The sequence below is a fragment of the Cytobacillus sp. Bac17 genome (assembly GCF_024519925.1).
GTDB lineage: Bacteria > Bacillota > Bacilli > Bacillales > Cytobacillaceae > Cytobacillus > Cytobacillus pseudoceanisediminis.
Map to the genome: position 1 here is coordinate 1 of NZ_JALJRC010000060.1, position 11,811 is coordinate 11,811.

General features: G+C 35.3%; 15 protein-coding genes. 10 read left to right on the forward strand and 5 right to left on the reverse strand.

Features of this window, described 5'->3' with window-relative positions:
• Nucleotides 1-301: 301 nt before the first annotated feature.
• Both NR125_RS28640 and NR125_RS28645 read right to left on the reverse strand, forming a co-directional pair.
• On the reverse strand, nucleotides 302-1,573 hold the full coding sequence (locus tag NR125_RS28640; protein WP_256816750.1) for an FtsW/RodA/SpoVE family cell cycle protein: 1,272 nt from the start codon (nucleotides 1,571-1,573) through the stop codon (nucleotides 302-304).
• Nucleotides 1,564-1,908 carry a PadR family transcriptional regulator gene (locus NR125_RS28645; protein ID WP_256816753.1) on the reverse strand — a complete coding sequence of 115 codons (345 nt, stop codon included), beginning with the start codon at nucleotides 1,906-1,908 and terminating at the stop codon, nucleotides 1,564-1,566. The genes NR125_RS28640 and NR125_RS28645 overlap by 10 nt, the downstream gene beginning before the upstream one ends.
• Before the next feature lie 501 nt (nucleotides 1,909-2,409).
• Here NR125_RS28645 and NR125_RS28650 point away from each other — a divergent pair.
• Together NR125_RS28650 and NR125_RS28655 are read left to right on the forward strand one after the other, a co-directional pair.
• Nucleotides 2,410-2,853, forward strand: coding sequence for a hypothetical protein (locus NR125_RS28650; RefSeq protein ID WP_256816755.1), 444 nt, complete (start codon nucleotides 2,410-2,412; stop codon nucleotides 2,851-2,853).
• A gap of 124 nt (nucleotides 2,854-2,977) precedes the next feature.
• Nucleotides 2,978-3,133 (forward strand): hypothetical protein, encoded by a 156-nt coding sequence (locus tag NR125_RS28655; protein ID WP_009335269.1) that lies wholly within the window; start codon nucleotides 2,978-2,980, stop codon nucleotides 3,131-3,133.
• Between the two features lie 292 nt (nucleotides 3,134-3,425).
• On the opposite strand, the gene NR125_RS28660 is transcribed toward NR125_RS28655, so the two are convergent.
• Nucleotides 3,426-4,334, reverse strand: coding sequence for a LysR family transcriptional regulator (locus NR125_RS28660; protein ID WP_256816770.1), 909 nt, complete (start codon nucleotides 4,332-4,334; stop codon nucleotides 3,426-3,428).
• Between the two features lie 146 nt (nucleotides 4,335-4,480).
• Here NR125_RS28660 and NR125_RS28665 point away from each other — a divergent pair, with 146 nt between their 5' ends.
• Complete coding sequence (locus tag NR125_RS28665) at nucleotides 4,481-5,503, forward strand: alpha/beta fold hydrolase (RefSeq protein ID WP_256816756.1); 1,023 nt, start codon at nucleotides 4,481-4,483, stop codon at nucleotides 5,501-5,503.
• Between the two features lie 273 nt (nucleotides 5,504-5,776).
• On the opposite strand, the gene NR125_RS28670 is transcribed toward NR125_RS28665, so the two are convergent.
• The gene (locus NR125_RS28670; protein WP_256816757.1) at nucleotides 5,777-7,015 is read right to left on the reverse strand and encodes an IS110 family RNA-guided transposase; all 1,239 of its coding nucleotides are present in this window, start codon (nucleotides 7,013-7,015) and stop codon (nucleotides 5,777-5,779) included.
• Between the two features lie 436 nt (nucleotides 7,016-7,451).
• Between NR125_RS28670 and NR125_RS28675 the strand changes: the two genes are divergently transcribed.
• From NR125_RS28675 to NR125_RS28700, 7 genes are all read left to right on the forward strand, one after another.
• The gene (locus tag NR125_RS28675; RefSeq protein WP_256816758.1) at nucleotides 7,452-7,757 is read left to right on the forward strand and encodes a hypothetical protein; all 306 of its coding nucleotides are present in this window, start codon (nucleotides 7,452-7,454) and stop codon (nucleotides 7,755-7,757) included.
• A 460-nt stretch (nucleotides 7,758-8,217) separates the two neighbouring features.
• Entirely contained in the window at nucleotides 8,218-8,787 is a 570-nt protein-coding gene (locus NR125_RS28680; protein ID WP_256816759.1) for a papain-like cysteine protease family protein, read from the forward strand.
• A 15-nt stretch (nucleotides 8,788-8,802) separates the two neighbouring features.
• Nucleotides 8,803-9,519, forward strand: coding sequence for a hypothetical protein (locus NR125_RS28685; RefSeq protein WP_256816760.1), 717 nt, complete (start codon nucleotides 8,803-8,805; stop codon nucleotides 9,517-9,519).
• Nucleotides 9,520-9,796: 277 nt separating this feature from the next.
• Nucleotides 9,797-10,492, forward strand: coding sequence for a tyrosine-type recombinase/integrase (locus tag NR125_RS28690; protein WP_256816761.1), 696 nt, complete (start codon nucleotides 9,797-9,799; stop codon nucleotides 10,490-10,492).
• Nucleotides 10,493-10,752: 260 nt separating this feature from the next.
• Nucleotides 10,753-10,902, forward strand: coding sequence for a hypothetical protein (locus tag NR125_RS28695; protein ID WP_256816763.1), 150 nt, complete (start codon nucleotides 10,753-10,755; stop codon nucleotides 10,900-10,902).
• The gene (locus NR125_RS29665) at nucleotides 10,902-11,024 is read left to right on the forward strand and encodes a hypothetical protein (protein ID WP_306219973.1); all 123 of its coding nucleotides are present in this window, start codon (nucleotides 10,902-10,904) and stop codon (nucleotides 11,022-11,024) included. The genes NR125_RS28695 and NR125_RS29665 overlap by 1 nt, the downstream gene beginning before the upstream one ends.
• A 62-nt stretch (nucleotides 11,025-11,086) precedes the next feature.
• Nucleotides 11,087-11,299, forward strand: a complete 213-nt coding sequence (locus NR125_RS28700) for a DUF6366 family protein (RefSeq protein ID WP_113884113.1) — start codon at nucleotides 11,087-11,089, stop codon at nucleotides 11,297-11,299.
• A gap of 233 nt (nucleotides 11,300-11,532) precedes the next feature.
• Here the strand turns inward: NR125_RS28700 and NR125_RS28705 are convergent.
• Nucleotides 11,533-11,811: VHS/ENTH/ANTH domain-containing protein (locus tag NR125_RS28705; RefSeq protein ID WP_256816768.1), on the reverse strand; the 279-nt coding region annotated here is incomplete at its 5' end.

An 11,811-nucleotide genomic window follows, 5' to 3' on the forward strand; every position in this document is an offset into this window, starting at 1 on the left:
GAGGTATTTCGTATGAAATTCAGATAGAATGATTTTCCTCAGGAAAGTCGCTATCATTATTCAACTATAGGGTGCGTTAATTCAAGAAGGATAAACACATTTTATAATGAATTTATTAAAAGATGTAGCAGTTCGTGTAAGAGGTAATTAAAGACCGCATCGGTAAGAACAGTTTGAGTATAAAGGATCTGGCACTTTTTTATCACTAATAAAATAATCCATTAAAAAATCTCAGACTGGCAAATAGTCTGAGATTTTTAGTAATGGCTTCTTGCAGCATTGAATCCATTATGGGTTGCTTTTAATTACTTTGCGGACCGTGAGTCAAGGAAACTGTCTCCTTGGTTTTTCGTCTTCTATATACGCTTAGAATCAGTCCTGCGGATATCATCTCCAGCAATAAATGTGAACCTCCATAACTCATGAATGGTACGGGTACACCACTCAGTGGAGATAAACCGAGATTCATCAGTAGGCTTAGTATAAACTGAGCTGAAAAGACTGCTGCCAATCCTGTAATTAGCAATTTACCATAAGGGGGATTCACACTTTTGACGGTAATCGATATTCTACAAATAAAAAATATAACCAGAGCCAAAGCCGTGATTGCGGCTAGCCACCCAAACGAATAGATGATGTACGCCAAGATAAAATCTGTATGGACCTCAGAAATGAAACTTGGGGTCACCTGAAGGGCACTTCCTATAAAATAAGCCTCACCTATTTTAAGATCTGTATAGGAGTTTACCATGGAGTATCTCTGAGAAAGAGACAGCAGATTCCAGATGGGCCATATAGAAGCAACAACTGCGAATGTTATAGTTTGTTTAAGGCTGGACCTTGACGTATGCATGATTACAGCGCATACAATGATGCTAATAATAGTAGCTGCGAAGGCTCCTGTAGTCGCCATTAGTAAAATTGGTATTGACATAATACCTAATCCAAACCAAGACTTTCGATTATCATTCCAATCCCAGGAATGAAACATTCCAGCAAAGGCAATGACCAAAAGGAATGGAGTGATTTCGGTGAAATTAATAGTGGCAAAGCCTACATTTAAAAATGGCACATCATCGACTCTAACACCAATGAGAACGGTCAATAAAAGTATGAGGATTGTTGCCGCATAGAAGTGCTTGGAGTATTTCATCAATCTCCTGTAATCAAACATAAATAGGCTTAGCATGAGCACGACACCCAACGAGTAGAAGCTAAGAGTTTTATTGAAAACTTTCAGTTCTTGAAGCTCTGTAAAAGCCGAATGGAATTGCAAATAATACATAACCAGTAGCCCAAATAGAGAAGCTGTCAGCACGGGCAACAAGGTTTTCACATCCATAGGGGCTTTGTGTGTTTTGTTAAGCTGCTTTCCCAAAACTACTGCATCTCCCATACGTGCCAATGCTTGATCTATAGCCTCTTCTTCTGAAAGCCCTGTACTCATGGCCTCCTCTTTGAGCATATGAAGGTGATCGTTAATTTCCAGTTTTATATGGGCATGTACATCCTTATTTTTTATCCGTTTACACAAATCTCTAATATACATTTCAAACTTATTATCTAATCCCATACGATTTTCTCCCCACTTAAAACTTCGTCAACAGCATTCTTGAAAACGGACCATTCTTCTTTTTTTTCTAAAATAAATTCTTTGCCCTGGTTATTAATCTTGTAATATTTCCTCTTTCTCTTTCCGGTCCCTTCGCCCCAGTAAGATACTATTAATTCTTTTTCCTCAAGGCTGTGAAGGATGGGATAGATCGTGCCTTCCTTAAAACTAAAAATTCCATTAGACTTCGATTCCAGTTCTTTGATAATTTCATAGCCGTACATTGGTTTAGAATTAAGCAAACTCAAAATAAGAGTAGTGGTACTACCCTTTAGCAATTCTTTGCTTATCTTCATAAACAGTCCACCTTCCAAATGCATAGTAAATCTATGCATAGTTTTTATATGTATAATTTATGATATAAATTAATTCCTGTCAATATATCTATAAAGAAAAACGGCATGATTTATATAACAAAGATTCTTTAAGTAATTGTTGGAGCACATTCTTTTCATATTACAAGTTACTTTTAATAGTAGAATGTGGTCTCAGTAAAGAAAGGTATAACAAACAATAAGAATTCCTATCAGATATGCTTTTTATGATTATGAAGTAAACATTGCTTATTCAACAATAGGGTGCAATACTTTAAGATCCAGCTGCCGTACCAGGCAGCTTTTTCTTATTAAACAAAAGGGGCAGGTTTGTTGAAGAAGAGAACTATTGGGGCTCTTCATAAGAGGTAACTGCGGTGAAACAGCGGTTAAATTAACGTGTGCATTAAACAGGAAATTATATTGTATACCCAAAAATCTGTAATATAATGGATATAGGCATACGAGGAGGTATATTTTACTATGTGGAAAGTGATAGTTAAATTCTTTATTGAAAAAATTTGGCCAGAGGTTCTAAAGTTACTAGTTAAATATGGGAGAGAATTGGCTGAACTTATTTTTTCCAAAGCCTTTGGATTTATAAAAAATTGGTTTAGTAACTTAGGAAAGGAAAAAGCAAAGCAAGCAGAAGAGGCTTACAGCAAGGCAGAAAGTTCTAGTGATCCAGATGAGAAGAAAAAGTATGCGCAAGAGGCAGAATTCTATAAAAAAGAAGCTGAGTCTTATGCTCGTAAAATGGAGGATTTAGAGCGACAGTTTAATGAGTTTAAACAGTCTGTTCAAAAGGATGTAGAGAACAGGACTAAGGACTTGAAAGCTGAAGATCTATTTAAAACTAATAAGGAAGACTTTTCGTTTAACTCGTCTAATAATATTTTAAGTTTAGAGGATAGTTCGAAAAAGTAAAATGGCTATAGCAAAGTTTACACTTCATCAATATGTCGAAAAATTCAACTTCGAAACTATAAGTATATTAATATGAAGCGAGGGTATACTGAAGAGTAAGACCAGGTAGAGATGAGGAATATGAATGACTGAACAAGAGAAAAGGTTGCTATACAAAACTTCAATCATTTTAAATAAAGATACTAGTCAGATGAGATTAAACGATATTATTGAAGAGCTAGTCTATGTGATTGAACAAAAAGATATGAACAAAACAGCAGAACAGATTGCTAGGTCTTAAAAACAAAGTGGACTGAAAATTGGCATCCTTTACAGATGGATGCTTTTTTTATTAAAGTATAGGACTTTGTATGCTCTTTATTAAACAATGGGGCAGGTTTATGGGATAAGGATTCGGCAATTCTTGTAACGGAGTAGACTCTTACTGCGCAATAAATTGTTTCATGAATTTAGGAGTGTATTTTATAGTAAAGCCATTGTATTATTTCGGTGGTAGATTTTATATAGTTGTTAACTGCGTCGTCCAATAGCTTTATGTAAGGATTTAAGACAATATGTCAAAATGGTTTAAACTATTTTGACATATTGTCTTCCGTTAGAGCTAGAACCTCCCTTGCTGCTTCAATGAAAGATAATATAATCGGTGAAAGCCACTTGTCTTTATGCCATGCCATATGTGTATACACATCCAAGTTTTGAAATCGCCAAGGAAGAGCAACAAGTTCGCCACGTTCAACTTCGACTGCAGTTACTATTTTAGGAAGAAAGGCAATACCGATTCCCGAGATTGCACATTGTTTAATGGCTTCTGCACTCTGAAACTCTAACGATGAAATACTATCAATGTCTCCCTTCTTAAACGTTCGGTCAAACATTGTTCTATAGGGACAACCCTTTTCGTTTATCAGGAACACCTCTCCGTGAAAATCGTCAAGCTGTAATGCAGTTTGTTTAGCAAGTGGATGATCTGGAGCAACGAAAAAGCGAAAAATTTCTTCTGTCAATGGCTCTACTGCAAGTCCCGTTGATTTAATGGGTTCGTCGAGTATAAAGGTGACATCCGAGGTTCCCTCAAAGAGTGTTTGTTTGAGTTGTTGATTTGGAACCGAGCGAAAGATGAGACGAACACCAGGATGCCGCGAACGAAAAAGCTTAAAGATATCTGGAAGTCGATAGGCGCAAACAACTTCGTTAGCACTAATCGTTAAGGTACCACTTAGAATTTCATTGTCATGAACGACACTCCGAGCTTCGTCCAATTTGTTTAGAACCTCCTGGACGTGAGTTAAAAAACGTTTACCTGCAGTTGTGAGAACAAGCTGCTTTCCCAAACGATCAAAGAGACGAACATCTAGTTCTTCCTCCAATGCTTTTATTTGCATCGTAACATTGGAGGGTACGTAGTTTAGTGCTTCAGCAGCTCTACTGAAATTTAATGTTGTTGCCACCGTATTGAACGTATTCAGCTGGCGCAATTCCACCATAATCCCCCCCCCTTAATTTTCAATTTTATTGAATGCTGCTTTTAATTCTCTTCACTTTTATTGAAAGTAACACGACTTTATACTAAATACAAGAAATACATTCTAAAGTGTTTGTGTTTCATTTAAAAAGGAGTGACAACTCAATGGATAATTATGAGATTTTCAATTTAGGTGATGTAACCTTACAATCGGGAGTGACGTTACCAAGCGCTTTCCTTGCTTATAAGACTTATGGGAAGTTGAATGAAACTAAAGATAATGTTGTCATTTATCCAACCGCTTTTGGCGACCAGCATGTTAATAATGAATGGTTGATTGGAGACGGCATGGCACTAGATCCACAAAAATATTTCATTATCGTTCCGAATCTAATAGGGAACGGTTTATCCTCTTCTCCAAGCAATACTCCTGCACCGTTCGAAAAAGCTAATTTTCCGCATGTAACCATCTATGACAACGTTCAGTTGCAGTATCGACTTGTGACCGAAAAATTCGGCATTCAGAAAATCGCTCTTGTAGTTGGATGGTCAATGGGTGGTCTTCAATCTTTCCAATGGGCGGCCAGTTATCCTGACATGGTGGATCGAATTGCCTCTTTCTGCGGGAATGCAAAGACTTGGCCGCAAACCTATGTGGTTCTCGATGGAATGAAGGCTGCACTCATGGCCTCAGTCGGCTCGGAATCTACCAAAATAAACCAGTTGACTTCTAAAGATATGCGTGCAGTGGGCCGTGTCTATGCAGGATGGGGATTATCGCAAACCTTCTATAAAGAGGAACTTTATCGTGAAATGGGATTTGAGGAATTGGAAGATTTTGCAGTTGAAGTTTGGGAAAATAGCTTTATGAGTATGGATCCACACAATGTTCTAGCCATGTTATGGACGGGACAATATGCAGATATTAGTGCAAACGCAGCATATAACGGAGCGTTTGATGAGGCACTCAAAAGCATTAAAGCGGTTACCTATATCATGCCAGGAAGTACTGATCTCTTCTGTACGGCAGAAAATAACGAATATGAAGCTAATCTTGTACCTAATGCTGAATATCATCCTATCAAATCAGGCTGGGGTCATTTTGCTGGTCGCGGAATTAACAGAACCGATAATAAATTTATTGATGAAAATTTAAAACGCTTATTAGGACTTCGAAAAAACAGGTAAAGTGTTTTTTATATACTATTATTAAGAGACGGTTACCCTAGAATTAATCGTCTCTTTCTTTTACTCAAGGGCTATTGCTTAGTACAACGATACTGGGCAGTAATAGCGCTAACTTTGTGAACATATGCACTTAAACAAAACCAGCTAATAGTTTGTCAACATTTTTCAATAAAAAGAATAATAACGTCATGATATACTAAAAATGTTCATGCCAAATAACCTTCCTCTATGTTTAATTTGGAAGGTTTTGTTGTATTTAGTTAGATATAGTTTTTAAACTGTATCTTGGAAAATAGTTCTGCTTTTTAATAAGGCAAAAATCCAATGTAAGAGCTTATTAACACATGCAATAACTGCTACTTTGAAGGGTTTTCCTTCTTCACGTTTTTTATCGTAAAACTCTCTTAATCTTTTATTGCGTGCGATGATTTTATCAGTCGTTTTCTTTTTACGAGCATCACGAATACCACTTTGAACTGCCATATACAAGGCATGTCGAAGTCTACTAGAACCTCGTTTGGTAATTCGATTTACAGATGCGGTAAACTTACCAGAAGAGAAAACACTAGGATCTACTCCAGCGAATGCAACGAGCTTTTTGGCATCATTGAACCGATCTATCTCACCAATCTCGGAAATAATCGTGGCGGCGATTTTCTCTCCAATTCCAGGGATAGACTGCAGTATATGATATTCTTCAATTTCTTTAGCGAGGGCATCTATTTCACCTGCAATCTTAGATAGATGCTCTTGGTATTGAAGAACGATCTTGACTAATAACTCTAGATTAAAAATATTACTCTGGTAGAGGTTGCTTTGAAACGGATTACGAAGGGCTGCTTCCCTTAATTTTTTGGCCTTTTCGTTTGCCCATGCATCTGAACGACTCATACATAGCGAAGCTATTTTCTCTGTTATTTCTCTTTCACTCACACTTAACACTACTTCTGAAGTAGGAAATTCTAATAATGTAAGCAATGAGACTTTGGAATATAAACTTCCAAAAACTCCTCTATATTCAGGAAATACCTGATCCAAAAGGGTATGCAGCTGTATTTTAGTCTGTGCTGATACTTCGGCAATACTTTCTTGTTGTCTTGTTAGATTACGAAGATTTAATAGTTGAATTCCTCTTTTTTTATAAGGCTCTAATTCTTCTTTATAAAACAGTTCGCAAAGGTGAAAAGAATCAATTGTATCTGTTTTTACCTTCCTTAAACTCGAACTTTTGGCTCGATGGGAGATAAGAGGATTGACAACAATATAAACAAAACATTGCTCCTCAAGAAATTGAATTACAGGAAAATGGTAATGTCCTGTTGATTCTAAAACCACCGTTGGCTGATGACCACCAGCTGAACTCTCTACTTCATGAAGGAACTCTAATAAACTACCTAAACCATCAGTATTGTGTTTGATACTAAAGCTCTTACGATACGGTTTGCCTTTGTCTAAAAATGCTTGAACCTGACTTTCACCTTTTGAAACATCCAGACTAATGACTGGATTCATAATCATATCTCCTCCTTTGTAAAACAACAATTGTCGGTATCCCCTAAGGCTTCTTGTAATGTCATAGGTTCGCTTGTTAAACGGGATCGTTGTCCCAACCAGCCTGAAACATGTTTATACAAGTAGGGGGTGAACAGTTTAGTTGACGGGATTTAACCCACGGGTGCGACGTTCTACCCCGACTACCGTAATATTAAGACCATAAATAAAAAGGTCAACCAGAAATATCTGGCTAACCTTATATTACGAACGGGTGCTTTTCTTCAATATCAAGAGCTGATAAACCAGCTCTTTTCTCATGTCGTAGAATAAAAATTCTTTCATTGCTTAATTTCCTTTCGTATGTATTTTAATATAATTCAGAGAAAAACATTTTGTGATAAAATACACTTAAATGTGATTAAAGTTATTATAAGGGGTACTAAAGTGAAAAAAAATGAACTATTTAACCTTACTTTTAGCGATTACCTTTATGGTGGGATGTACGAACACAGAAGATGTTTCAGTTACAGAAGAAAAAACAGTTTCGCAAGTAACCACAGCTAATACAACCGAAAATAGCAATCAAGAGGAAACTGAATTTGAAGAAACTACTACAATTATTGATGAACCAGTAGAAAAGGAAGCTCCAGCCCAACAAAATAATGAACGATTCCCAGGATACAAATTGATTGAAGTTGATGGTGGAGATTTATCGGGATATCGTCAACCTAGCTGCTTTCAATTCTTGCAGTTTATCTAGTAAGTATTAGCTCTCCATATGCATTTACGGTACTCGTATGGGTAACGGGTGTTATGGGTGTTATTTTATTATTATTTGTAATTCCAGAAATATATCAAAGGAGGTGGAGAGTAAAGGATAAAGTAATATCTGCAAGTTAACTTCCACCCACTTTACATTACTCCGTATAATTACAATCCAAACCACCCACTTAAAAACTTTAGTGGGTGGTTTATTTTGGAACTGTTATTTTCTTTTCTTCTTGAAGAATCCTTTGAAAATAAAATGAGTCTTTTTACCTACGGCTGTTCTCCTGTGTTTTCCTTTAAATTAATACACTTTTCAACACTTATCTTAGAAAATTAAAGAATAATATTAGTATTGTTATATTTTAACTTTTTTGTAAATTTTAATGATATGCTAATTGGTAATGAGGAAACTCGAGATATTAGACTATATCATTTAAAAAGGGGAAGGTAGAATGAAATGGAACAAGATCCGAAATCAAATTATACTGGCTGTGGTTTTGTGCTTCAGTCTAATTGCAGCTAATCCAACTCACGCTGCAGAGAAAAAATTAAGTTTAACTGTATATAGCCAGGATAAGAGTAACTGGTGTTGGGCAGCAGCAGGACAATCGGTTATAAGATATGTAAAAGGAACAGTAAAGACGCAGTGCCAGCTTTACATGTGGGGAAAAGGATATAGTAGCTGTTCTACAAATGAAACTGGTTCAATTTCTACACAATTTTCAAACATGTTTAAGGAAATGAATTTTAATTACACTGGCGATGTGATATCTTCTGCTTCGACATTTAGCGGTGTTATATCTCAAATAAACCTAGGTAGACCAATGATTGCCAGAATGGGATGGACAAGTGGAGGAGGTCATTTTGCAGTCATTTATGGATATGATGATGGTTCAACAGATTATATAAATTGGACTGATATTAATTATGGAGGAACATCATACTATAAAAAAACAACCTATTCATATTTTAAAAGCAACTCCAGTTGGGATTGGACGCATACACGTTATAACATCTATTAATCGGGAGGTAAAAGTATGAGAAAAAATATAATAGTATTAGTTACTCTATTGATTTTTTTAATAGCAAATCCAGCGGGAGCTGAAAGCAATATCCCTGAGGGAGCAAAAGATTTCGCTGATAAAAATTTTTTAGAGATTGTGAAAGGAGAACTCGATTCCCCGAGCGCTGGTAATTTCAATCTGAATCAAAATTCAACGAATATCACTTTTGGGCCATTATTCGAAGTTTATACAATGTCAAAATCTTTTGTTACAGAACAAAATTCAGACCATGAAAAGGGTATTCATCAAACTGGTGAGTATATAGCAGTTGTATATCAGGATGATAAACCAATTAATGTAATTGGAACTTATAAAAACGAAGCTGGCGTTTATGAAATGTCAACTTTTGGGTATGGTTTCGATTTGGCAAAGAAGCTTGATAAATTAAAAGAGGGAGAAAAAATACTCTATGAAGCTCCCTTTGATGCTTGGTATGTTTATACTGGAAAAAAGGTAAAACCACTAACAGAAACAGCAAAACAATTAATGAAAGAAGAAAAGAGCACCAAGGATTTTCAAAATGATATACATGAAAGATACAAGAATCTTGAGAACAATTCAGAAATGGGAGGCGGTATAGAAACATCAGAGAATAGTGAAAAAGAACCTATACTTTATTCTGTTATTGGCGTTTTGGGTATCTTTTCAATATTTCTTTTCTTTAAAAATCGAAAGTTAAAGAAAAACTAAATTCGTTAGTATGCATCCCTTTCCTTGATGGAAAGGGATTTTTTATATTTACAAAGAGAACGAGAAATTAAAGATTATACTATCAGTGTTTTCTTAGTTTTGTTAAATCAAAAAATCTTGGCCCACAACCCTTTCTATGCACGAAAAGTGATATATTATGCATTTTTAGCATTTTTATAAAAATCATTTAATAAATGGTTAAATACATCTTAATCCTTTCATTAAATCAATTAATGTTCTCTTATGAAAATACTCTATTAATTAATGTATAAAAATTTTGAAAGTAGCAAACAATGATACTAATAATCTTTTAAAAAGAAGGAAGCTTGATAAGTTGAGTGAACAAAAAAATAAATACTGGCTAAGCACTCATTGTGGCATTCCTGAAACAAGTAAACAAATATTAAATGAGTTTTTATTAACACTCAGAGTGGAAAATAAAGCGATCGCAACAATTACTAAATATCGAAGGATTTTAGAAAAATTTCTAAGTGAATGTAGGACTCCTTTAGGCAAGCTGACCTCTATTGATGTAAAGAAATGGTTAGATGTATTCTCTGCAGGAAAGAAGCCAAAAACTGTAGATTTGGTCTTAGCTGCACTCTCTAAATTTTTCAACTTTTGTTTAGAAGAGGAATATATGGAAACCACGGTTATCAAAAAGCGATGGAAACCAAAAATACCGCAATCTTTGCGAAAATATCTGGATGAATATGAATATGTTCATGTAAAGCGTACTGCAGAATATTTGCCAATTAGAGACCGGGCATTGGTATTATTTCTTTTTTCATCTGGCTGCCGAGTATCCGAAGCATCCAATTTAAATTTACAAGATGTCAATATAGAAAAACGGACAGCAGTAGTCAAAGGGAAAGGAAATAAATTAAGGCATATTCACTTTACAGAAGAATGTGCGCTAGTGTTAATCGAGTATTTACAGACTCGTTCAAGTGATCCTACAGAACCCTTTTAAGAACAAATTTGGTCAGCGCCTCCTAAAAGGGGGGATTCAGCAAGTTCTGAAGAAGTTAGGGAAAAAGGCAGGGCTTGTTCAAAGCTTCCATCCTCATTGCTGCAGGCATACATTTCCACAAATATGCTGGCGAGAGGTGCTACCCTCCATTTTATTGCGAATGAACTGGGACATACCAATTTGAATACGACACGTGTTTTTGCTCGAATACCGACTGAAGATATGATCTTAAAATATCAAAATATTATGGGGTGAAATCTATGAATTTAGAAGTGCAACAATCTTTTTTTAATGACCAGCAATCTCGGTTTAGTCCAGAAACAATCCGTGGCTATAAAATTGCTCTATCCCAGTTCTTTTCGTATTGTCCTAAAAAGGTAGATGAAGTTAAAGCAAGTGGATGGCTGTGATGACTGAGAATGGGTTAAAAACACGCAGCATTCAAATGAAGCTGTCTGCACTAAAATCGTTTTATCAGTATTTTTTACAGGTCTTTTTCTTATTCAACAAACGGGGCAGTTTTGTGGAATAAGGTTTAGAAGAATGAAATATGAATATATTCACATTAGAAACTATTCGAAGGGGGTGTTTAATTTGAATAATCACGATGAAACACCTGAAGAAAAAAGAGAACGAATAAGACAAAGTGAATTAAAAAATAATCCAACTGGTTCCTTACAAGATTCATTAAATAGAGGAAGTAATGGGAATTTAAATGATTTAACTGGTGGTATGGGCTGGAAAGGTACAGGAGTATTAATTGTTGTATTAATAGGTGGATTTGTTTTATATAAACTGATTTTTTGAAGTTAAGCATATTCATCTATAAGTAGCTTATTTTCAATTCCAGCTGCTAATCAGGCAGCTTTTTTCTTATTTAACAAAAGGGAGGTTAGTCAAAAGAGGACTTTTCATTATTAAAATCGAATAGGAACAAATTTAAATTCTTTATTTCTGAAGAAGGTGTGGTTTTATTTGGTAACCAAGATTTTTAAGATGTTGACTATTTTGAGCGGATTAACATTGCTGGGATATGTTATTTACAATTGGAATGATAATTCTGATAAAAGTTTTTTAACTATGCAGATGCTTATGGTGTGTATGTTTATTTTTGGAGGAATAGATAACTTATTAACTGAGCAAAGGTCTCTGAAGATGATAGGGGGGTTATTCTTTGTAGTAGCAATCTTTATCGCAATTGTTTCGATTAAGTAAATATATCTATTCAGGGTGATTTGAACTAAAAACCTTTTTGTGCTAACGGGGCAGGTTTGTGGAATAAGAAATGCTAAAATAATGTTAATTAGTTTTGGGAGGAA